Below are 22,121 nucleotides of genomic sequence, written 5' to 3' on the forward strand. Positions count from 1 at the left end.
GATTTGAGGCGGACAGGGACGCGAACGCGGCGTGGAACATTCTTTCTCGCGGCCTTGAAGACGTAGGAGTGGGATACTCCGAATCAACGCCTGTGGAGACTGCGCTCCCTGTGGATACACCTGTGTCTGCAAAGCGCGTCGTTAAAGCAGGAAGCCCTACCCTCAAGGAGCGAACCGCGCAAGCGGTGAGCGAGTAGGGTAGGGTAGTTCACTTCGCTTCGTGATCCTCGTGGCCCTACTCTAGCCCGAGGTCGATGTCGAAACTGTTGCCAGCTCGTGGAACGCCCTTGACAGTCACCGTCTCGCCGTTCATGAACGCGGCCCCGTTGCTGGCGAGGAACTGCACGACGTCGGCGATGTCCTCGGTGTGGCCGATGCGGCGGTCGACCGCATCACGGGGTGGCATCTGGTCTTCCTCGATGCCGAGCGTTTCGGCGACGCCGGGCGTCTGGATAAGTCCCGGTGCCACGCAGTTGACGCGGACGCCGTACTTCGCCCACTCGGCCGCGAGCGTCTCCGTGAGCCGGATGATAGCGGCTTTCGAGGCGCTGTAGTGGCTCTCGTGTGGCGCCGCGTGCTGGCCGTTCACGCTGGACATGTTGATGATGGTGCCGCCGTCGCCCTCGCGCATGTACTCGCCTGCGGCCTGCGTACAGTGGAACGTGCCGTGGAGGTTGAGGTCGACGATGGATTTCCAGCCGTTCTCGGAGATGTCCTCGAACGGGGCGACGAACTCCCCGCCGGCGTTGTTGACGAGTAGGTCGATGTCGCCGAACTCCTCGACGGTCGCCTCGACGAAGGCTTCGACCTCCTCGGGTTCCCGGACGTTGCACTCGACGGCGAGTGCGGTGCCGCCGTCTTCGCGGATGCCCTCGGCGGCGGGGTCGACCCGGTCTTGGGAGCGCGAACAGATAGCGACGTTCGCGCCGTCAGCGGCGAGTCGTTCGGCGATGGTTCGCCCGATACCCTGCGATGCGCCCGTTACGATTGCGTTCTGTCCCGCAACGCTGAACTGGTCGGTTGGCATGTGGGCTGAAATCAACGGCGGGGGACAAGATTGTGTCGGCGCTTATCAGCCACTACTGGATAAAATATCCACTGAACTAACGGGAAATTATATGTCGCAATCGGAGCTACTTGTTCGCATGGCACTCCACCGACGACAGCTGTTAGCGGCGGTTTCTGCGGGTGCGGGCACTGTTGTCGTCCCTGGCTGTATCGACGATTTGGGCGGAGAGCGGCAGGAGCCGATATCGACGCCGACCCCGAACTCTGCTGCGGCGGTCGGCTGCCCCGAGTACGAGCGTGAAGAGGTTGGTCGCGTGGCCTGTTCGACAGACCCGCCCGAAGATACCCTCGTCTTCGATCCGGATACGGAATCCGCCGATCTGCCGCGGGCGGAACTCGCCTGCCGGCTCGAGAACGACCGCGAGGAGCAGTTCGAATCGAACTTCTACAACACGACGCTCCACAAGTACGACGGGGGAGAGTGGTGGTATCTCGGGCCGTACGTCGTTCCGCAACCGCTCCACATTCTGTCACCGGGCGAGACGCACATCCGGCGGTTCCTCGTCGACAACACCGACCTCAAGCGAGTTCGGTTCCCCGAGCCGGAAGACCGAGCGGATGAGTATGAAATGGGACGGCATGGACTGGGCCCCGGTACCTACGCGCTCGCCATTGCCAGCAGCTCCGAAGGTGTCCACACGCGGTATGCGGCCGCGTTCACACTCCGCGGTGAGCCGGTTCCGCTCACCACGCCTGAAACGGTCACTGACACCGAGCGGGACGGAGAGCGGCGCATCGTCCGCGTCGAGCCGATGCTCGATGGGGATGCTGACCGATACACCCTGACCGTTCGTCGGCGTCCCGACACGCCGCGGGAGCCCCGCCCCTACATCGACGAGCAGCTGTACCATCCACGGCACGCCGGCCTCCGGGCAGCGTTCGAACAGTTCGAGACGGACGTGACGGCCGTGGAAGTCCGCGGCGACGACTCACAGCTCACGCGGAATCTCACGTCCGGACACGGCCCGAACTTCATCGAGTACGATGACGAAAGCTTCGAACTCCGGGTGGATCCGTATGACGAATAGGCCGTCACGGCGGCGATTTCTGCAGGCCGTCTCTGCTGGCAGCCTCGCGGGCGCTGCCGGCTGTCTCGGCGGGCTCAGGAGCCTCGATGAGGAGGTGCCCTCGTTACAGGCCGACGGCGTCTGGCCGACGTTCGCTGCGGACGCACGGAACACCGGCCACGCAGACACGACAGGCCCGACCGACCCCGAAATCGCCTGGGAGTTCGAGACGACCGGTCGCATCTACGACGGTGCGACGGTCGTTGACGAAACGGTGTATCTCGGCTCGACGGACGGCAACGTCTACGCGCTCGATGCGGACGACGGCGACGAACAGTGGCGGTTCCCGGTGCTCGGTCAGGTTCGGACGACGCCCGCCGTCGCCGACGGGCTGGTCTACGCCGGTGGAACCAGGGGCGGCCTCTACGCGCTCGATGCCGTGACCGGGGAGAAGCGATGGAGCACACTTGAGACCAAGCAGTTCTCACAATCACATCCGACGGTGGTCGACGGCACCGTTTACGTCGGGTCGCGGGAGGGAGAGCTGTACGGCGTCGACGCACAGATCGGGCAGGTACAGGGCAGTATCGACATCGGTCAGTACGTCTCGACGTGTCCGGCAATTTCCGATGGCGTGATTTACGTCGGCTGGCGCGGCGGCTCTGCACCCGACGCCAACGGCGGTGGCCTCAGCGCCTATACGATGGATGGCGAGCGCCTGTGGCAAGCCTCTCCGGGCGACGTCAACGGCTCACCGGCGGTCGTCGACGGCACTGTCTACGCCTGCACCGGCACGGCAGCATACGCGTTCGACGCCGAAACCGGGGAGGAGCAGTGGCGCTTCGAGGACAGCGGCGGTGCCGGCAGTCCGGCCGTCGCGAACGGCCGCGTGTTCGTCGGCTCGATGGAATCGACGTTCTACGCGCTCGACGCCGAGAGCGGCGAAAAGCTGTGGTCGTTCTCGCCCGGCAAATGGCCCGAGTATCCGGCGGCCGTCGCCGATGGCGTCGTGTATATGGCGTGTTGGGCGACTCGAACGTACGGCCTCGACGCCGAGACGGGAGAGAAACTCTGGGGTCGAAGCCTGGAGAACCCGCTCTCAGACCCCGCGGTCGCGGACGGAACGATGTACATCGCCGCAAACAATAGGATGCTCGCGCTTCGAGATGCCTGAACGATGGATGACAACTCTGCGGGGTCGAGCCCGCGCGAGATATCTGCCTTCATTTTCCCGGGAGCGGTCGGCATCGGTGTCGGCATCTTCATCGGCCTGTTCGTCGCCGACTCCGCCGTCGTCGCGGGTGCCCTCGCGCTCCTCTGTGGACTTGCGGGTCACGCCGCGGGGTATCTCGTCCTCGAAAATCAGCTGAGTTGAGCGCGACGACCGAAAACGGAGTGCGGAACTGCGTTACAGGAAGTCTTCGATGTGGTCGACGACTTCGTCGGGCGTGTCGCCGACGGGAACGCCGGCGTCGTTGAGCGCGTTGATCTTCGATTCTGCGGTGCCGGTACCGCCGCCACCGGAGACGATGGCGCCGGCGTGGCCCATCCGCTTGCCCGGTGGGGCGGTGCGGCCGGCGATGAAGCCGGCAACGGGGGTGTCCATGTTCTCGCCGATGTAGCGGGCGGCCTCCTCCTCGTCCTCGCCGCCAATTTCACCACACATCGCGACCGCTTTCGTCTCGGGGTCGTTCTCGAACATTTCGAGGGCGTCCACGAAGTCGGTGCCGATGATAGGGTCGCCGCCGATCCCGACGGCGGTGGTCTGTCCGATTCCCCGCTGGGTGAGGCTGTCGACGACCTGGTAGGTCAGTGTGCCCGAGCGGGAGACGAGGCCAACCTCGCCATCGCTGAAGATGTTGCCCGGCAGGATGCCGAGTTTGGCCTCACCAGGGGTGATGACACCGGGGCAGTTCGGGCCGACGAGCTTCGTGTCGGTTCCCTGGAGCTTGCGGTACACCTTGGACATGTCTTGCTGGGGGATGCCCTCCGTGATGGCGACGACCAGGTCGAGCGGGGCGTCGAGTGCCTCGAACAGCGCGTCGGCGGCGAACGCCGGCGGGACGAACACGACGGACGTGTCGGCGTTCTCCTCGCGTGCGGCCTGGTCGACGGTGTCGTAGACGGGGACGCCATCGACTTCCTGGCCGCCCTTGCCGGGGACGGCGCCGGCGACGATGTTCGTACCGTACTCCATCATCTGACGGGTGTGGAACTTCCCTTCCCCGCCGGTGATGCCCTGTACCAGGATGCGGCTGTCGTTGTCGACTAGGATACTCACGCGAACCACCTCGTGGTGAGCGTGAGGGTACCAGTCGTGAGCGAACGAGCGACGTGAGTGAGCGAATGTCTGGTTGTACTCATTGGTCTGCCTCCGCTGCGTATTCGACAGCGCGCTGGACGGCGTCCTCCAGCGTCGCCTCGACGGTCACAAGGTCAGTGTTCAGGATCTCCATCCCTTCCTCGGCGTTCGTGCCGGCGAGTCGGACGACGACTTTCTTCGGAATCTCGTCGAACTCCTCGAGGGCCTCGTTGATACCCTTCGCGACCTCGTCGCCTCGGGTGATACCACCGAAGATGTTGAAGACGACGCTGTCGACGTTGTCGTCGGAGAACACCATATCGAGCGCGTTGGTGACTCGCTCGGCTTTCGCACCGCCACCGATGTCGAGGAAGTTGGCGGGTTCGCCGCCGTAGTAGTCCACGAGGTCGAGCGTCGTCATGACCAGGCCTGCGCCGTTGCCGATGATGCCGACGTTGCCCGAGAGTCGGACGTAGTCGAAGCCGTACTCGTTGGCTTTCGCTTCGAGTTCGTCCTCGGCGGCTTCGTCTTCCATCTCTTCGAGGTCGGGGTGCCGGAAGAGCGCGTCCTCGTCGATGTTCATCACGGCGTCCGCCGCGATGACCTCGTTATCGGCCGTAATCATGAGGGGGTTGACCTCGATTTCCGTCGCGTCCTTGTCCTCCCAGAGGTCGAACAGGGTGCGGAGAATCGAGGCGACATCGCCGGCGACCTCGCGGTCGACGCCGGCCTCGTAGACGGCCTTCCGGCCCTCGTAGGGCTGCATGCCGAAGGCAGGGTCGACATGCTCGCGCGCAATCGCTTCGGGGTCTTCGGCGGCGACCTCCTCGATGTTGACGCCACCGCGGGTCGAGACCATCGCAACGGGTTCGCCCTTGTTACGATCCATCGTCACGCCGACGTACAGTTCGTCGACGAAGTCGACGGCGGCTTCGACGAGCACGCGGTCGACGTGGAGTCCTTTGAGATCCATGCCGAGAATCTCGTCGGCGGCCTCGCGGGCTTCGTCGGCGCCGTCGACGAGCTTGATACCGCCGGCCTTCCCACGGCCGCCCACCTGTACCTGCGCCTTGATGGCGACGGGGTAGCCGATGTCGTCCGCAGCCTCGACCGCCTCGTCGACGGTCGATGCGAGCTGGGAGTCGGGGACGGGTACCCCGGCATCGGCGAAGACACCCTTCGCCTGATATTCGTGAAGTTTCATCCACCTTCTTGGCGGTTCGGCACCCGCTTAAAACGTGCTATTATTGCCTGACCCACAGTAACACGGTTCACAGTTTCCAGGCGGGCAGGAAACTTCGATCAGGGTGAAATTTCGGGCCGAACGTTCGGGCGGTCGGCGATGATACCGTCGACGCCGATATCGTTCAGCTCTTCGGCTTCCGACCGGGTTTCGACCGTCCAAGCGTTGACGCTCATGCCGGCACGGTGGGACTCGGTGACGAGGCGTCCGGTACAGACGTCGACGGCGGGGTGGACGTAGCCGCAATCGAGGTCGATAGCGACTTCGACGCTGTCGGTGCCCTCCTCGTCGGTGATGAGCGCCCGTGGAACCGAGGGGTCGGCCTCGCGACACTCCGCGAGAATCTCTCGGGAGAACGACGAGACGACGGTCTGTGGGTGCAGCGATTTCAGAAGGGCTAGTGCGTCTTCCGCGGTTCCGGACTCCTTGAGTTCGGCGTTGACGCCGACGGTGTTCGGGATCGCCCGGAGCACCTCCGAAAGCGTGGGGACGCCCTCGCCCGTCCCGAGCACGTCGAGTTGTCGCAGTTCGAGAAGCGAGAGGTCGGCGACGCGGCCCTCGCCGTCCGTTACGCGGTCGACCGTCTCGTCGTGAATGACGACGAGTTCACCGCTCGCACAGCGCCGGACATCGATCTCGATGGCGTCGGCCATCGCCGCCGCCTTCTCGACCGCTGACCGGGTGTTCTCCGGGTGTTCGGCGGCGAACCCTCGATGGGCGATAAGTCGCATGCCTCCACTCACATGACGGTGAATAAGTGCTTGTCGTCTGCGGACGATGTGTCATCATATATAAAAGCCTGCCAGCCGGTGAAAGTGGTACGGCGGGAACCCGGCACCCGATTTTATCGGCTGGCGGCCCGTTGAATCCGTATGGGAGTGTCCTACGATTTCGACGGACAGGTGGTGTTGGTCACGGGCGCAAGCGGTGCGCTCGGCAGCGCGATTGCGGAGGCGTTCGCTGTCGCCGGTGCGACGGTCTGCGGAGCCGATATCGTCGCCCCAGACGACGAGGACGCGCTCGTGAACCCCTCGACCATCGAGTTCTACCAGACTGACGCGACCGACGAGATGAGCGTTCGGGAAACCGTCGCGTCGGTCATCGACGACCACGGACGGCTCGATGCACTCTGTAACATCGCGGGCACCTGGCGCGGCGGCGACCCCATCGAGGAGACGGCGGTCGAGGAGTTCGACATGCTGTTCGACGTCAACCTGAAATCGATGTTCCTGGCGTCGAAACACGCGATTCCGCACCTCAAGGAGACGGACGGTGCCATCGTCTCGGTGTCCGCCCGCTCGTCGCTGGAGGGCGGTGAGGGTGACGGCCCCTACCGCGCCTCGAAGGCCGGTGTCCGATTGCTCACTGAAACCATCGCCGAGGAGAACCTCGGCGAACTGCGCGCCAACGCCATCATGCCGAGCGTCATCGATACGCCGATGAATCGCGAGATGATGTCCGACGCCGACCACGAGGCGTGGGTCGACCCCGAAGACATCGCGAACGTCGCCATGTTCCTCTGTGCTGGGGAGGCTGAAGTGACGAGCGGGGCGGCAGTGCCCGTCTACGGGGAGGCCTGACGACCGGCTGCTCGGTTCGGTCGCTGCTGGGCGGCAGCCGTGGCCAACTCGGAAACCCTTTTTTCATAGCCTTGCGTTTCACCGTCAATGAGTCAGCGCAGGAGTGGTTCGGCATGACGATGGACGACAAGATAGATGAACTGCGCGAGAAGAAGCGCGAAGCCGAGAAAGGCGGTGGTGAAGAGCGCATCGAGAAGCAACACGAGAAGGGCAAACTCACCGCCCGCGAGCGTATCGACTACTTCCTCGATGACGGCACCTTCCAGGAGGTCGACCAGCTCAAAACCCACCGGTCGACGAACTTCGATATGGCCGAGGAACATCAGTACGGCGACGGTGTCGTCACGGGATACGGTGAGGTCGACGGCCGTCAAGTGTTCGTTTTCGCTCACGACTTCACCGTCTTCGGTGGCTCGCTCGGCGAGGCCTTCGCCGAGAAGGTCTGTAAGGTGATGGACATGGCCATGGAGACGGGCGCGCCCATCATCGGCCTGAACGATTCGGCTGGCGCGCGCATCCAGGAGGGCATCGACTCGCTTGCGGGCTATGCGGACATCTTCCACCGCAACCAGAAAGCCTCCGGTGTCATCCCACAGATTTCCGCCATCATGGGGCCGTGCGCCGGCGGCGCGGTGTACTCGCCCGCGATTACGGACTTCATATACATGGTGCAGGACACGAGCCACATGTTCATCACCGGCCCGGACGTCATCGAGACGGTGACGGGCGAGGAGGTCGGCTTCGAGGAACTCGGCGGCGCCACGACGCACACCCGAGACACGGGCGTCGCGCAGTTCTCGGCGGCCGACGAGAAAGACGCACTGGACGACATCCGGCATCTGCTGTCGTATCTGCCGTCGAACAACGTCGAAGACCCACCACGAGTCGAGCCGTGGGATGACCCCGACCGTCGCGATGAGGAACTGGAAGAGATCGTCCCGCCACAGCCGCAGAAACCCTACGATATCGTCGACGTTATCGACCGCATCGTCGACTCCGAGTCCTTCTTCGAGGTCGCCGATTCGTATGCTCGCAACCTCGTGACGGGCTTCGGTCGACTCGACGGGCGCTCGGTCGGTGTCGTGGCGAACCAACCGCGCGTGAACGCGGGCACGCTGGACATCGACGCCTCGCTGAAGGGATCGCGGTTCGTCCGCTTCTGTGACGCCTTCAACATCCCAATCGTCACGTTAGTCGACGTCCCCGGGTTTATGCCCGGCAAAGACCAGGAGCACAACGGCATCATCAAACACGGCGCGAAACTCCTCTATGCGTACTCCGAGGCGACCGTTCCACTGCTGACGGTCATCACCCGGAAGGCCTACGGCGGTGCCTACGACGTGATGGCCTCGAAACACCTAGAGGCCGACGTGAACTACGCGTGGCCGACGGCGGAAATCGCGGTGATGGGGCCGAAAGGCGCAGTCAACATCCTCTATCGCGACGAACTGGAGGACGCAGAGGACGTCGAAGAACGCCGTGAGGAACTCATCGATGAGTACCGCGACCAGTTCGCCAATCCGTACACGGCAGCCGAGCGTGGATTCGTCGACGATGTCCTGGAGCCACAGGACACCCGGCCGCGGCTGATTCGTGACCTCCGGATGCTCGAGTCCAAGCGCAAAGACCAGCCCGACCGCAAGCACGGCAATATTCCGCTATGAAAGTTGACCTGCCGAGCGACGCCGATCGCGAGGAGGCCGCAGCCATCGCGGCGGCGGTTCGGGCCCATCTGGCCAGCCAGTCCGAGGAGGACTCCGAGGAAGTGCCGGACTGGACGGGCGACCGCTGGGCGTTCGCCGGACGAGTAGAGACACTCCAGGGCCGCTCCGTTCGCGTTCCGAGGGAGGCCCCCCGCGACGCCTGGACGGCTTCGGGCCGAACCGATCGATTCTGAGCGGGTGTTCGGCCTTCGTCAACCAGGAGTAGCGGGTTGGTAGACGCCGCCTGACGATGAAACTCTCCCGGAGTTGGGAATTGTGGAAATCGATAGAATGACGTATGCCGCGTGACTGTCATCGCACAGCATGTTCGACAAGGTACTCGTCGCCAACCGAGGTGAAATCGCGGTGCGCGTGATGCGCGCCTGCGACGACCTCGGCGTGGATACCGTCGCAGTCTACAGCGACGCGGACAAACACAGCGGTCACGTCCGATACGCCGATGAGGCGTACAACATCGGCCCCGCCCGCGCGGCTGACTCCTATCTCGACCACGAGGGGGTCATCGAGGCTGCCGAGAAGGCCGACGCCGACGCCATCCACCCCGGCTACGGCTTCCTCGCGGAAAACGCAACGTTCGCCGGTAAGGTCGAACCCCACGACGACATCACATGGATCGGCCCGTCCTCGACGTCGATGGAGCAGGCCGGCGAGAAGACGAAGGCCCGCACCATCATGGACGATGCAGGCGTCCCCATCGTCCCCGGCACCAAAGACCCCGTCGAGAACGTCGAAGAGGTCGAAGAGTTCGGCGAAGAAAACGGCTATCCCATCGCCATCAAGGCCGAAGGTGGTGGTGGCGGTCGTGGGATGAAGATCGTCCGAGAGCGCGAGGAGGCCGAAGCGCAACTCGAAGCCGCCAAACGCGAAGGGGAGGCGTACTTCGACAACGACTCGGTCTATCTCGAGCGCTATCTGGAGACCCCCCGGCACATCGAGGTGCAGATTCTCGCGGACGAACACGGCAACGTCCGCCATCTCGGCGAGCGTGACTGCTCGCTGCAGCGCCGCCACCAGAAGGTCATCGAGGAGGGCCCCTCACCCGCGCTCTCGGATGAACTCCGGGAGGAAATCGGCGAGGCCGCCCGCCGCGGTGCCGACGCTGCCGACTACTACAACGCCGGTACCTTCGAGTTCCTCGTCGAGGAGGAAAACCGCGATGACGGCGAACTACTCGGCCCGGATGCGAACTTCTTCTTCCTCGAGGTCAACACCCGCATCCAGGTCGAACACTGCGTCACCGAGGAGCTGACGGGCATCGACATCGTCAAGTGGCAGATTCGCGTCGCTGCTGGCGAGGAGCTGACCTTCTCGCAGGATGATGTCGAACTCGAAGGCCACGCAATCGAGTTCCGCATCAACGCCGAGAACGCGGCTGAGGAGTTCGCGCCCGCCTCGGGCGGCGAACTCGAAGTGTACGACCCACCGGGCGGCATCGGCGTCCGCCTCGACGACGCGGCCCGGCAGGGCGATGACCTCGTCACCGATTACGACTCGATGATCGCGAAACTCATCGTCCACGCGGACGACCGCGAGGAGTGTTTCGCCCGTTCTCAGCGTGCGCTCGCCGAATATCAGATCGAGGGCATCCCGACCATCATCCCGTTCCATCGGCTCATGCTGGAGGACGAGAACTTCACGGCCGGGACACACACCACGAAGTATCTGGACGAGCAGCTCGACAGAGATCGTCTCCGAGACGCCCAGGAGAAGTGGGGTACCGGCGATGTCTCCGTTGGCGAAGACGAGGACGTCGTCGAACGGGAGTTCACCGTCGAGGTCAACGGCAAGCGCTTCCAGGTCAACCTCGAAGAGCGTGCGGAGATGGCCGCGAACCGACCCGCGCCCGGCGGTGGCGGTGGTGGCGGCGGCGGTGGCGGCGGTGGCGGCGGTGGTGGCGGCGGTGGCGGCGGCGGTGGTGCTGCCGCAGTCTCCGCCGAGGGCGAAGTCGTCAGCGCCGAGATGCAGGGCACCATCCTCGAGGTCAACGTTTCCGAGGGAGACACCGTCGAGGCCGGTGACGTCATCTGCGTGCTCGAAGCGATGAAGATGGAGAACGACGTTATCGCCGAAGTCGGCGGCACCGTCACGGAGGTCGCCGTCGCGGAAGGCGACTCCGTCAATCAGGGCGACCCCCTCGTCGTGCTGGACTGAGGCGGCTCTTCTATACTCCGATTCCGAGTTCGGTGGCGAGCATGCCAGCCTTCAGCACGGCGAAGCCGCTCGCGATGAGCAGGAAGCCGAGGTTCATACTGCTCTCTTGGACGCGACGGCCAAAAGGCTACGCTACTCGAACTCAGAGAGGTCGGCTTGCCCGCCCGAAGAGCGGCTCCGATGTCGTTCCCGGATATCCGAATCGGTGTCGTCGCCATCGCTTTCCGGCTGTTCCCAGGCGTCGAGGCTCGCCTGGTCGCGGTCGTCGAAGGAGAGATTCGATACGCGCACGCCGAGTTTCCGAACCGGGGGTTCCTCGAACTCCGAGAGCAGATCGAGTGCGACACCCGTCACGAGGTCAGGGTCATCGACGGGGCCGGACAGCGATTTGGCGCGGGTGTTGACATCGAAGGGTGGTTCGACCACCTTGATGCCGATGGTCTTGTAGAGGGCGCCCTTCGCGCTCGCCCGCTCTGCCACCTCCACGGCGAGTGCGTGAACCTTCTCGCGTTTTTCGGCCACGTCGGTCGTCGCCTCGAGGAACGCTGATTCGCTGGAGAGGCTCTTGGGCCTTCCCTTCGGTTCGACCTCGCGGTCGTCCTCGCCACGCGCTTGCGCGTAGAGGTCGCGACCGCGCTCGCCAAAGGCGTCCACCAGCGCAGCCTCGTCGGCAGCGGCGATGTCGGCTGCCGTCTCGAACCCCATCTCGCGGAGTTCGCGTGCGGTCACCGGGCCGACGCCGTGGAGGTCGGCCACGTCCATCGGTGCGAGAAACTCCCGAACGCCGTCCGGTTCCACGACGACGAGACCGTCCGGCTTGTCGGCGTCGGAGGCCAGTTTTGCGGTCGTCATGTTCGGCGCGATACCGACCGAGGCGACGACGCCCGCCGACGCTTCGATATCGGCTTTCAGTTGCTGGCCGAACGCCTCGGCGTCGTCCCACGCGATATCGCCTAAATCGAGATACGCTTCGTCGATAGAGACGTTCCGGACGGTCTCTGCGGCGTCATCGAGCACCTCGTCTACGTCCTCGCTTACCGACTCGTAGAACGCCATGTCGACGGGGCGGTAGATGCCGGTGTCAGTCGGGTCATCGGCCGTCGCTCGCCGGGGGAGCAACTCCAGGGCTTCCGAGATGGCCATCGCCGATTCGACGCCGTACTCGCGGGCTTCGTAGCTGGCCGTCGCGACTGCGCCATGCATCTCGCCCGCCTCATACCCCATTCCGACGATGAGGGGTTCATCCGCCAGCTCGGGCTCGCGGAGGCGCTCACAGGCGGCGTAATAGCAGTCCATATCGACGTGACAGACCACCTGCTCGGGCGTCTCAACGCCCGGAAGCCGAGCCATACAGGGCGTTCGTCGGTGGGAGTCTATAAGATTGTGAGAGCGAGGTGAAACTGATAGGTCAGTCCAGCGGATAGCGCGCCACGCGCTCGCCGAACAGCGAGCCGAGATACAGCGCGCCATCGTGTGGCGTTGCCGACGTGACACCGAACACGTCGCCGTCGGGGTCGTGTAGGCTCTCGATGACCTCGCCGTCGGCGTTAAGCCGGAGGACGAGGCCGTATGCGTCGCCGTTGACCTGCCCGAGGACGAACTTCGGCAGTTTGCCCAGTTGTCGCTTGACCCACGGCCGCCCCTGCAGGTCGTCGAAGGATTCGTCCCGGATGCTCGGAATGGCGAGCCAGTAGGTGCCATCGTCGCCCGCTTCGATGTTGTCGGGGTAGCCGATGAGGTTCTCGGCGAACAGTTCGCTTTCACCCGCACGTTCACCATCGTACCAGTATCGGATGACCCGGTAGCGAGACGTCTCGGTGACAAGCACCGATTCGCCGTCCGCATGCGGGCAGATGCCGTTGGCGAAGCCGAGGTCTTCGAGCTCAACCGTCGTCTCGCCACTGTCAGGGTGGTAGGCAAGCAGCCGACCCGTATCCTGTAGCTCGAACAGTTCGTCCTGGAACAGGTCGTGTTCGGTGGCGTCGGTGAAGTAAATCGTCCCGTCGTCAGCGATGAAGAGGTCGTCGGCGAAGGCGATGTCGCGGCCGCCGGCGCTTTCAGAAAGCGTCGTCACCGCACCGTCAGGTGAGATCGAGACGAGGCCGGCACCTTCGGCGGCGACCACCAGGTCGTCACCGTCGAATTCCATGCCGAGGGGGCGGCCTCCAGGATTCGCGAACGTCTCCAGATCGGCGTTCGTCGTCGCTTCATCGACCGGCTCGGCCGTCCGAAGCACGCTGCCGTCCTCAACGCCCGTGTGAAGGACCTCGGGGTGACGACCGTATCGATGCCCACGAGCTCTCGGCTCTCGGCCAGAGGCCCGGTCTTCTCGGGCGGCTCGGGTGGATTCCACGAAGCCGGCTCGAGTCGCGAGCTTTTCAGCGCTCCAGCTCCGACTACGATAGCGATGACCACTGCCGCGGCGATGGGATAGCCAGCGACGAGTCCTGGTATCATATCCCGTCTCTCTCACGTCCCTGTTATCAAAATTCCGGGGCGGGGGCGGATCTATGGCAAAGCATCGAACACGACCCCTCTGCGAGCGCGGCCTGACGGTTCGGTCGCCGATAGACATTTGTCGGCTGTGGGAGATACGTCAGTGATGGCCGACGCAGACGAGTCGGAGCCGTCCGCCGCCGACGTGGTCGACCGACTCGAGTCGCTCGAACAGACGGTCGACGACCCCGATGAGCAGCACAAAGCCCGGCGTATCCGTCGTCTCGGCGAGCAGCTCTACCGGCTCGAACAGCAGGCACTGGGCAACGTCGAAGACCGTATCGACCGCTACACGTCGCGGGATGTCGTCGAATCGTTCATCGGCTCGACGATCTTCGCGCTCCCGTTGCTCGTCGAGGGCGGTATCTTCGAAATCGGCGAGCATTTTGCGACGACGCTCGTCTATGGAATCCCGATTTACTTCCTCACAAACGTCGTGTTCGTCACCGCCATAACCGCCGGTATGCTCTACTTCGCTGATTTCCGTGACGTGGAACTCGTTTTGATGTTCGGCTTCATCCCACGGCGCCTGACGGCCGTGCTCACGATCTCGTTCATCACGGCTATCGCTACGATGGCGCTTTGGGGACGCCTCGAGTTGGCGACGCCGTTCGTTGCGCTCTGTCAGGCGAGCGTCGTCTGGACGGCCGGCTCGTTCGGCGCCGGACTCGGCGACATCCTCCCCGGCGAGAGCGAGGGGCGCGACCTCGGGGAGTTCATCGACTGATTACTCGAAGCCGGCGCTCGGCTGTTCTTCCTCGGCGGGTTGCTGCTGGGGCCGCCCGATGGGGATGCCGCCGAATAGCGCCGCGATGACGAGCAAGGAGGCTGACAGCACGACGAAATCACCGCTCGGATTGTAGCCTGCGAGATCCGCACCCGTCGAGACGACGAACACAGTCACGTAGAACGCCGCGATGGCGAGGATAATCAACACCAGGAACGTGACGACAGTCTGTACCAGCCCACTGAGCGTTCTGAGTATCCGACTCATGTTGGCGGCTTCGCCCCGTCCCGATAAGAAAGTGATTGCCGACCCTACAGCAGTGCTCCGGGGTTCATTATCTCGTCGGGGTCGAGCGTCCGCTTCATCGACCGCAAGGCGTCGAGATACGCGTCGGGTGCCTCCTCGTGGTAGTGCTCGCGGTGTACCCGGCCGACGGCGTGATGGTGGGTGATGGTCGCGCCGTGTTCCATCAGCGTGTCCGAGGCGGCCTGCTTGATGGTTCGCCACTGGTCGAGTTCTTCGCCGACGTCCGCGGGCGCGAGAAGCGTGTAGTACGGCGCCGGGCCATCCCCGTAGACGTGGGTGAACCGACAGGAGAGGAAGCCAGCGCCGCATTCGTCCTGCATCGCACCAACGACGTTCTCCTGAAGGGCCTCGTGGAGGTCGGGGAACTGCTCCCAGGTGACGGCCGTCTCGAAGGTGTCGACAAGCACTCCCATCGAGACCAAGGCGTTGAACATGTACGGCGCTTCGAAGAAGGAGTCACGCCACGACCCCTCCGCGGAGTCGCCGCGGTCACCGTCAGTCCCACCAGTCCTGCGGTCTTCGACCGTCGGGCCGTCGGGGCAACTGCCGCCGTGTTTTCGGGCGATCTCCATCGCTCGGTCGAGGTCGTCGCCGACCGGGTGGTCGGTCGATTCGAAGCCGAGCACGAGCAGGTGGCTGCCGTCGAACGCGAGCTCGTTCAACATCGCTTCGTTGGCGTCGAGCAGCCGGCAGTTCGCGGGATACAGCCGCGCCTGGACGATATCCTTCGTCGCCTCGACGGCATCCCAGTAGTCGTCGAAATGCATCGTCGCTCGGGCCCGATGCGGCGGCCGGGGCTGGACGCGCGTCCAGCCGTCGGTGATGACGCCGAAGGCGCCCTCACTGCCGAGCAGGAATCGGTTCGGGTCGGGGCCAGCGCCCGAGGCGGGCAGGCGGCGCGTCTCCAGGGCTCCGGCGGGCGTCACCGCCCGTACCGATTCGATGAAATCATCGATGTGGGTGTATCGCGTCGCGAAATGGCCGCCTGCTCGGGTCGCGACCCAGCCGCCGAACGTCGAGAACTCGTAGGACTGTGGATAGTGCCGCAACTGAAGGTCGTGGTCGGCCAGTTGTTCCTGAATCTCGGGGCCGGTCGCGCCGGCCTGGATTCGCGCGCTCCGGGAGTGTTCGTCGACCTCCAGGACGGCATCCATCTCTCCCATGTCGAGCGAAATGACGCCCGCGTAGCCGTCGCCGTCACACTGGATGCCGGCGACGACACTCGTCCCGCCCCCGAAGGGGACGACAGCGACCGTTTGCTCGGTCGCCCACTCGATGACTGCCTCGACGTCCGCTTCATTCCGGGGCGTCGCGACGATGTCCGGCGCGGCGGAGAAATCGCCGTGGAATCCCCGGACGAGGTCGCGATACCCCTTTCCGTAGGTGTGGCTCGCACGCGTTCTGCGGTCGGTCGTCGCGAACGCTGCGAGTTCGTCGGGTACCTCGATGCGGGGGTCGGGCAACTCGATGTCGTCGAGCGTGGGATACTCCATGATGGGCCGTTCGGGAAAGCCGAGCATCCCCTCGATGCGGTCGGCGAGTTCCTGACGCTCCTCGTCGTCCGGAAGCTTGTCCTCGTAACCCCAGGCCCAGAAGCTCCGTCGGCGGCCACTCACACGCCCCACCTCGAAACGATTGGCATGGACTCACGTCAACAGCAAACACCGATAAAGTTTGCACCGTCGATACGGGGTCGAAAACACAAACGTTGTTACCGCTCGCGCGGTGGACGGTTCCATGGATTCGGTTCTCGCGACGGCTCGGGAGCGGATTGTCGCACTTCTGGCCGTCGCCATCGTGTTCCTGTTCGCTCGGGTCGCCGCGTCGGAGCTTGGTGCCGACCCGCTCGTCGAGCGAGTGTTGTATGGCCTCGCTGTCGCTGCACTGGTGGGCTGTGTGCTCGTCATGCTGAACGACCAGCGATAACGGCCAGCAGCCACCGTGCGGAGTCGTCAATCGGCAGTGCCAGCGGTCGGCCGGTCACCGTCGACACGGGGAACGAACTTACCGGTTTCGCGGCGGACGCCGAACAGGAGAGCGACGCCGGCAAGGAGGGGCAACACCGCACAGGCGATGTACACCGGGAAGAAGCCGACGAGGTCGATGAGCGGCAGCGAGACCATCGGGCCCAGCCCGCCACCGATATCGCCGAAGACGTTGTTCGTTCCGACGGCACGACCCATCCGGTCTTCTGGCGTCAAGTCTCCGAGCAACGCCATGAGTGGGCCGCTCGTACCACCCTGCCCCGCACCGATCAGCAGGCAAGCGACCGTCAGCGAGAGAATCGTCTCGGCGAAGGCAAAAAGTACGAGACCGATGAACGTGACGACGAGGAAGACGACGAGCGCCGGCATTCGCGACCCGCGACGGTCGCTGATGTAGCCGCCGAGGAGCATGAACACGGCTGCGGCGACGACGGTGATGGCCATGAACGCCCCGGAAGAGCCCTGAGCGTTGAGGCCGAACACCCCGAGGTCGTTGGCTTCGAGGAACAGGACGAGCGTGGCGAACAGCACGCCGATGTAGGCGAAGAGGACGGCGAAGTTCACGAGCCCGATGGTGACCGCGGGGAGGGAGGTGTCGACGTCCCACGGTTTGATCGACCGTTCGGGGTCGCCCTCGACGTGCGTTTCGGGGACGACGACGTACGCCAGCAGGCTCGCGATGAGGGCGAACACGGTCGCAACGACGAAGGCAGCGACCGTACCGTAGAACTCGCTGACGATGCCACCGACGACGAGGCCGGCCGGGAAGCCAAAGATGACGCCGCCGCGGATGAGGCCCATGTTCGTTCCCAGGGTGTCGCCGTCGCTGACATCGGAAGCGATGGTGAACGCCGCCGCGAAGACGAGCGCGCTACCGCCACCCCATGCGATACGGGCGATGATGAACCACGCCGCCGGTATACCCGAGTTGACCGCGACGATGTAGCCCGCGGTGGCTGCGCCCTGAATCGCGAGGCCGACAACGAACGGTGTTCGCGTGCCGATTCGGTCGACGATGATACCTGCCGGCGCGTTTGCAACGAGTCGTGCGAACCGATTCGCGCTTAGGATGAGGCCGACGACGAACGGCGAGATACCGAGCACGACGCCGAGGTTCGGGAGAATCGGGAAGATGACGCCGCCGCCGAAACCGACGAAGAACGTGCTGGCGATAACGGCTGCGACGATGACAAGGTCGCCGCCTCCGAACCGTTCGAACAGACTTGAATTGTCGTCTGTTTCTGCCACTACATTGACTGACTGTTCAGTCAGTAATGACCGTTTCGGAGTCGGCATGCACCCGTGGCGACTTCGCCATCACGGGACAGGTGGTCGTACTACACCGAAGTGAACTGCCGGTACGTATACCATCCCCCGGAACAAATCGCGAGTGATGCGGGCATCGCTCAGTCGGGAGTATCTGGGGATACTACTGATTACGCTCGGTGGGGCCTTCGCTGCGGCCGGCCTGACGTTCTGGTTCGCGTGGGGCTTCCCGGAGACGACCGCAATCAATCAGGTCGTGCTGGGAATCGTCGTGCACGTACTGTTCGGGTACATCATCGTGATGTCGGGGATAATCATCTACCGGAGCGACCTCGACCCTGATGAGAGTCTCATCGCGGCCAAGTGGTGTTTCGGCGGCTTCCTGTTCATGAGCATCCTCGTCGTCTGGGCGGCCGCCCCCGAGATCACGCGCAGTGGAACAACTGTCGAAATCGTGTACGAGATCATCGTCGTCGGTTCGGTCGGCGCCGCGGCCGGCGTTCTCGTGGGGCTCAATCGGGGCCAGGCCGTCCAGAACCGCCGTCTCGTCGAGCAGAAAGCCGAACGTGAGGATACGCTCGTCTTCCTTCTGCAGCTGCTCCGCCACGACATCCAGAACGACCTCACAGCCATCAGCGGCTACGCCGACCTCATGGAGCGTACGCTTGAGGACGGTGAAGCGGAGATCGACGAGCAGCCGACGAACATCAAACAGCGAACCAAGTCCATGCAAGAGCTGTTGGAGACGGCCGGCACGGTCATCGAATCCGAAACCGGACGACGCGATCTCGAACAGCTCGATGTTGGGGCGGTACTCCGTGACCAACTCCGCGTTATCGAATCCGCCAATCCCGACGTCACCGTCCGGACAGACATCGATGACGAACTCTCCGTTCAGGCCGACCGCTTCATCGATGACCTGTTCGGGAACATCTTCGAGAACGCGGTGACGCACAACGAGACGGACTCACTGACGCTCTCTGTCTCCGCAACACGTTCCGACGGTGAGGTCGTGGTCGAAATCACCGATAACGGGTCGGGGATCCCTGAATCGGTTCGTGAGAACGTGTTCGAACCTGGTATGGGTGATGGCGACGGCGACGGCCTGGGTCTGTATCTGGTTCGAAAGCTCGTCGAATCATACGACGGGTCGATACGGATTGATGATGCGGAACCGTCGGGAACGACGTTCGAGATACGGTTTCCTGCTGTCTGAGGCTTCGAAAAGTTCGGTGCCGGGGGAAGACACCGAACGGGTGGGGGTGGGGACGTCGAGTTGCGCTGTCGAGGCTCGCCTTGACCGTACCATGTCAATGGGACGAGCGCCGCGCCAGCGCATCCACTGCTACACGAGACCGGGACTTGGGAGTCATGGCTAGGCTGTTAGGCTGACACCGATTTCCCACGGCGAGGACGAGGGGTTTTCCGTTTCGCCGCCGAACGCCGGAGCAGGTCTGATGACCGATGGCAGACGCTGTGGCCACTGTGGCGGCACCGCAACCCTGGATGAAAGCGACGGTGTCACCTGCTGGAGTGTCGCAACTACGGGAACGTTCTGAGGATAGTTGAAGCACTGCAAGACGGCTCGACAGACGCGGCGGCAACACGAACCGAGACGGTGACTGCGACCGACGGCGACCTGGGACAGCTCGTGACGCTTCTCCGAGCGAACGGTGGCACCGATCAATCGATAATCCACGGGGTCTTGATGGCCCCGTAAACTGACGGCAGTATTGTTAGGGCGTTACCGCCACGAGCAGAGAGTGGGCGTCGGCTGATAGTCTCTGGCACGACGTCGCACGACGCCCGACATCAGCCACCTCGTTTCTGCAGCTCTCTTTCGAAAGGGGCTATTCGTCCAACAGCCCGAGGTCGTCCGCGACGAAATCCGCCAGCTCGTCGAACACGTTCGGGTCGACCTGCGCGACAGCCGTGCCATCGTGTTGCTGTTCGTTGTGCCGAGCGACCGCTCCCTCCACATCCGAAAATGGAATCTTCGTTCGCGTCTCACACTCCGAACAAACCACTGGAATCATCGGCTCGTCGTCCTCACTCGGCATAGTGCTCCGCTCGTCCCCGGAGGTAAAAACTCGCGCGGTTCGGGGCCGTCGCTTTGTGGCTCGTCCAGCGTATCGCCCACACGCTTTGGGTGTGTCGCGTGTAGAACCACGAAACCGAGTGGCGAGCCGGGGGCTACAGTGGCAGCAACAGACCCCTTGGCGGCCATGAACGGCCGAAAATACGGTCGATCCTCCACGAAGTTTATTGCTGCTCCGCGAATCAGCATCGAATATGGACGAGAAGCGAACGATCGTTGCCCTCTTCGGCGTGGCCGTCGCCGTCGCTGTCGGCTACATCGCCTACAGGTTCATCGCGGCGCTCACCGTCTCGGTCTTCCTCTATTATTCGACACGCCGCTTCTACAAGGGGCTCCGGCGACTCCGCCTCCCGGCGCGTGTGCGCGCGTTTTTGGTCATTTCATTTCTCGCCGTACCGCTCGTCTTGCTCATCAGTTACACCGTCGTGTTGCTCATCATCGAGGCTCGGCAGTTCGTAAACACCTATCCGGTCATCGACGTCGCAGCCCGCAACATCACGTGGTTCGAAGGGCTCAATCAGTTCCCCAAACTCTCCGCTCAGGGAATCATCGAGGCCTACCGGGCGGGCCAACTCGATGTCCTCATTGATTTCGCCACGGAGAACGCGGCGTTTCTCACGAACACCATCTCGAGCTTCCTGCTGAACCTGCTCGTCGTCGCCATCGTCACCTACTATCTCCTGATTGACGGCCACAAGATTCGCGAGTGGCTGCTCCGGTTCGACGAGGAGGCTATCATCCGGGAGTATCTCGAAGCGGCCGACCGCGAACTCGAGGCCGTCCTCTTCGGAAACCTGCTCAACGTCATCGTTATCGCACTCATCGCCATCGCGTCGTTCAACGGCTACAACTACTTCGTGCCGATGGGCGCGGAAGTTCCGTACCCGACTCTCGCCGGCGCTCTGACCGGCGTTGCAAGCCTGATTCCCGTTGTCGGGATGAAGGTCGTCTACGTTCCCCACGCCATCATCGCTGCCGTCGGAATCTACCTCGCCGGTACTCTGGCGCTTCTCGTCTACGTCGTCGGCTACCTCCTCGTGGCGGTCATCGTCGTCGACACGATTCCCGACCTGGTTCTCCGCCCGTACCTCAGCGGCGAAACCACGCACGTCGGCCTGTTGATGCTCGCGTACATCTTCGGGCCGATCGTCTTCGGCTTCTACGGGCTCTTCTTCGCACCCATAATCCTCGTTTTCGCACACACCTTCGCCGACACCGCGCTCCCACGACTCCTGGGTTCGGAACCGAAGGACGGACTCCACGAAGACCAGCTGCGTCTCGACGAATTCTGACCGAGAACTTTTCAACTCACAATCAGAACTGGCGCGTCCAGTGACGAAAACCGGGGGTGAGGCGACCGTTTGGCATCAAGGGTATGGCCTAGATATTATCGCGGTAATATTATGCCGCCGCCCGTGGAACCCCCGATGGGTGGCAGGTAGCGGTGCATCCCCACTACATTCCACACCTGCCGCCCAGTACATAGAGCGTGGTCGAGATACAGACGAGCGGTTCATTTGGCATCAAAATGTCTTCCACTCACAGGAAAGACAACAGCCCGTCAATCGACTCGATTCGGTGGGTCGGCGTGTATCCCCTCACGTCATCACCAGCGGAGATCCAAACGGGGTCGAGACCGGCAGCAGATGCACCGGCGATATCTGTTTCGAGTGAGTCGCCGACGTGTACTGCCGTAGCGGGGGTTGCATCAAGCGCCTGACAGATGGGGGGTAGCTCGACGTTCGTCTGGTCGCGCTCCTCGCTATACGTGTCCGCAACCGCTTGTCCGAGTTGTCGTTCGAATCCGTTCTCAGCAGCGAGCGCCGCGAAGCATTCAGAGCGAAGTTCATTCATCGAATCGCACCGTTCTGCGAACTCGTCATACCGGGCGTAGTATTCCTCGACCGAGAAAAGCGGCTCAATTCCCACAGTTTCGAAGGACGCCTGTAATACCTCACCGGGTGACCGCTCATACTGCACTAACGTCTCATCGAGGTCGAACAAGACTGTCTCAATCCGGCTCACATCGCTCTTCACGTGACGATTATAATATGATTTTCTGTCTTAAACAATCGGCGCATATCTGGTGGGGCTGACCCATCCTATACCGCGGAAAGCCGCGCGTACTAACCACTGATGGGATTTAAAATCGGAGTGGGGACGGAGGG

22 protein-coding genes and 1 pseudogene are annotated in these 22,121 nt (G+C 63.4%); 12 read left to right on the top strand and 11 right to left on the bottom strand.

What is annotated here, in order from left to right; translation table 11 throughout:
* Nucleotides 1-197 (top strand): annotated as a pseudogene (locus ACI8UR_RS08460) (RNA-guided endonuclease TnpB family protein); the annotation flags it as partial.
* Between the two features lie 38 nt (nt 198-235).
* Here the strand turns inward: ACI8UR_RS08460 and ACI8UR_RS08465 are convergent.
* Nucleotides 236-1,027, bottom strand: a complete 792-nt coding sequence (locus tag ACI8UR_RS08465; RefSeq protein WP_411715839.1) for an SDR family NAD(P)-dependent oxidoreductase — start codon at nt 1,025-1,027, stop codon at nt 236-238.
* Nucleotides 1,028-1,145: 118 nt separating this feature from the next.
* Between ACI8UR_RS08465 and ACI8UR_RS08470 the strand changes: the two genes are divergently transcribed.
* Genes ACI8UR_RS08470 through ACI8UR_RS08480 form a run of 3 tightly spaced genes read left to right on the top strand, consistent with a single transcriptional unit; the run spans nt 1,146 to nt 3,450 of the window.
* A complete protein-coding gene (locus tag ACI8UR_RS08470; protein WP_411715838.1) occupies nt 1,146-2,096 on the top strand; it encodes a hypothetical protein in 951 nt (316 codons plus the stop codon).
* Entirely contained in the window at nt 2,086-3,249 is a 1,164-nt protein-coding gene (locus ACI8UR_RS08475) for a PQQ-binding-like beta-propeller repeat protein (protein WP_411715837.1), read from the top strand. Before ACI8UR_RS08470 ends, ACI8UR_RS08475 begins: the two co-directional genes overlap by 11 nt.
* 3 nt (nt 3,250-3,252) lie before the next feature.
* Nucleotides 3,253-3,450 (top strand): hypothetical protein, encoded by a 198-nt coding sequence (locus ACI8UR_RS08480; RefSeq protein WP_411715836.1) that lies wholly within the window; start codon nt 3,253-3,255, stop codon nt 3,448-3,450.
* A gap of 33 nt (nt 3,451-3,483) precedes the next feature.
* Here the strand turns inward: ACI8UR_RS08480 and sucD are convergent, their stop codons facing one another.
* The 3 genes from sucD to ACI8UR_RS08495 form a co-directional block, all read right to left on the bottom strand.
* Nucleotides 3,484-4,356: a succinate--CoA ligase subunit alpha gene (gene sucD, locus ACI8UR_RS08485; RefSeq protein WP_411715835.1), complete on the bottom strand. Its 873-nt coding sequence runs from the start codon at nt 4,354-4,356 to the stop codon at nt 3,484-3,486.
* Between the two features lie 79 nt (nt 4,357-4,435).
* Nucleotides 4,436-5,581 (bottom strand): ADP-forming succinate--CoA ligase subunit beta, encoded by a 1,146-nt coding sequence (sucC, locus tag ACI8UR_RS08490; protein WP_411715834.1) that lies wholly within the window; start codon nt 5,579-5,581, stop codon nt 4,436-4,438.
* A gap of 98 nt (nt 5,582-5,679) precedes the next feature.
* Nucleotides 5,680-6,351 (bottom strand): glycerophosphodiester phosphodiesterase, encoded by a 672-nt coding sequence (locus ACI8UR_RS08495; RefSeq protein ID WP_411715833.1) that lies wholly within the window; start codon nt 6,349-6,351, stop codon nt 5,680-5,682.
* A 141-nt stretch (nt 6,352-6,492) separates the two neighbouring features.
* On the opposite strand from ACI8UR_RS08495, the gene ACI8UR_RS08500 reads away from it, so the two are divergent.
* From ACI8UR_RS08500 to ACI8UR_RS08515, 4 genes are all read left to right on the top strand, one after another.
* Nucleotides 6,493-7,200, top strand: coding sequence for an SDR family oxidoreductase (locus tag ACI8UR_RS08500; protein ID WP_411714463.1), 708 nt, complete (start codon nt 6,493-6,495; stop codon nt 7,198-7,200).
* Between the two features lie 113 nt (nt 7,201-7,313).
* On the top strand, nt 7,314-8,864 hold the full coding sequence (locus ACI8UR_RS08505) for an acyl-CoA carboxylase subunit beta (RefSeq protein ID WP_411714466.1): 1,551 nt from the start codon (nt 7,314-7,316) through the stop codon (nt 8,862-8,864).
* Nucleotides 8,861-9,097 (top strand): acc operon protein, encoded by a 237-nt coding sequence (locus tag ACI8UR_RS08510; protein ID WP_411714462.1) that lies wholly within the window; start codon nt 8,861-8,863, stop codon nt 9,095-9,097. Before ACI8UR_RS08505 ends, ACI8UR_RS08510 begins: the two co-directional genes overlap by 4 nt.
* Nucleotides 9,098-9,227: 130 nt before the next feature.
* A complete protein-coding gene (locus tag ACI8UR_RS08515) occupies nt 9,228-11,075 on the top strand; it encodes an acetyl-CoA carboxylase biotin carboxylase subunit (protein WP_415087755.1) in 1,848 nt (615 codons plus the stop codon).
* Between the two features lie 132 nt (nt 11,076-11,207).
* On the opposite strand, the gene dinB is transcribed toward ACI8UR_RS08515, so the two are convergent.
* Nucleotides 11,208-12,425, bottom strand: coding sequence for a DNA polymerase IV (gene dinB, locus ACI8UR_RS08520; protein WP_411714460.1), 1,218 nt, complete (start codon nt 12,423-12,425; stop codon nt 11,208-11,210).
* Between the two features lie 58 nt (nt 12,426-12,483).
* The gene (locus ACI8UR_RS08525) at nt 12,484-13,311 is read right to left on the bottom strand and encodes an SMP-30/gluconolactonase/LRE family protein (RefSeq protein WP_411714459.1); all 828 of its coding nucleotides are present in this window, start codon (nt 13,309-13,311) and stop codon (nt 12,484-12,486) included.
* 366 nt (nt 13,312-13,677) lie between these two features.
* On the opposite strand from ACI8UR_RS08525, the gene ACI8UR_RS08530 reads away from it, so the two are divergent.
* Nucleotides 13,678-14,298 (top strand): DUF2391 domain-containing protein, encoded by a 621-nt coding sequence (locus ACI8UR_RS08530; protein ID WP_411714458.1) that lies wholly within the window; start codon nt 13,678-13,680, stop codon nt 14,296-14,298.
* On the opposite strand, the gene ACI8UR_RS08535 is transcribed toward ACI8UR_RS08530, so the two are convergent.
* Complete coding sequence (locus ACI8UR_RS08535) at nt 14,299-14,565, bottom strand: hypothetical protein (RefSeq protein ID WP_411714457.1); 267 nt, start codon at nt 14,563-14,565, stop codon at nt 14,299-14,301.
* A 44-nt stretch (nt 14,566-14,609) separates the two neighbouring features.
* A complete protein-coding gene (locus tag ACI8UR_RS08540; protein WP_411714456.1) occupies nt 14,610-16,220 on the bottom strand; it encodes an FAD-binding oxidoreductase in 1,611 nt (536 codons plus the stop codon).
* A gap of 121 nt (nt 16,221-16,341) precedes the next feature.
* Here ACI8UR_RS08540 and ACI8UR_RS08545 point away from each other — a divergent pair, with 121 nt between their 5' ends.
* The gene (locus tag ACI8UR_RS08545) at nt 16,342-16,530 is read left to right on the top strand and encodes a hypothetical protein (RefSeq protein WP_411714455.1); all 189 of its coding nucleotides are present in this window, start codon (nt 16,342-16,344) and stop codon (nt 16,528-16,530) included.
* Nucleotides 16,531-16,556: 26 nt separating this feature from the next.
* Here ACI8UR_RS08545 and ACI8UR_RS08550 read toward each other — a convergent pair whose 3' ends face one another.
* A complete protein-coding gene (locus tag ACI8UR_RS08550; protein ID WP_411714465.1) occupies nt 16,557-17,810 on the bottom strand; it encodes an MFS transporter in 1,254 nt (417 codons plus the stop codon).
* 172 nt (nt 17,811-17,982) lie between these two features.
* Here ACI8UR_RS08550 and ACI8UR_RS08555 point away from each other — a divergent pair, with 172 nt between their 5' ends.
* The gene (locus tag ACI8UR_RS08555) at nt 17,983-19,071 is read left to right on the top strand and encodes an ATP-binding protein (RefSeq protein ID WP_411714454.1); all 1,089 of its coding nucleotides are present in this window, start codon (nt 17,983-17,985) and stop codon (nt 19,069-19,071) included.
* A gap of 634 nt (nt 19,072-19,705) precedes the next feature.
* On the opposite strand, the gene ACI8UR_RS08560 is transcribed toward ACI8UR_RS08555, so the two are convergent.
* Entirely contained in the window at nt 19,706-19,915 is a 210-nt protein-coding gene (locus ACI8UR_RS08560; RefSeq protein ID WP_411714453.1) for a hypothetical protein, read from the bottom strand.
* A 232-nt stretch (nt 19,916-20,147) separates the two neighbouring features.
* On the opposite strand from ACI8UR_RS08560, the gene ACI8UR_RS08565 reads away from it, so the two are divergent.
* Nucleotides 20,148-21,245: an AI-2E family transporter gene (locus ACI8UR_RS08565; RefSeq protein ID WP_411714452.1), complete on the top strand. Its 1,098-nt coding sequence runs from the start codon at nt 20,148-20,150 to the stop codon at nt 21,243-21,245.
* Nucleotides 21,246-21,492: 247 nt separating this feature from the next.
* On the opposite strand, the gene ACI8UR_RS08570 is transcribed toward ACI8UR_RS08565, so the two are convergent.
* Nucleotides 21,493-21,978, bottom strand: a complete 486-nt coding sequence (locus ACI8UR_RS08570) for an HAD family hydrolase (protein WP_415087756.1) — start codon at nt 21,976-21,978, stop codon at nt 21,493-21,495.
* Nucleotides 21,979-22,121: the final 143 nt, after the last annotated feature.

Origin of the sequence: Natronomonas sp., from assembly GCF_047616845.1 — an archaeon.
Taxonomy (GTDB): Archaea; Halobacteriota; Halobacteria; order Halobacteriales; family Haloarculaceae; genus Natronomonas.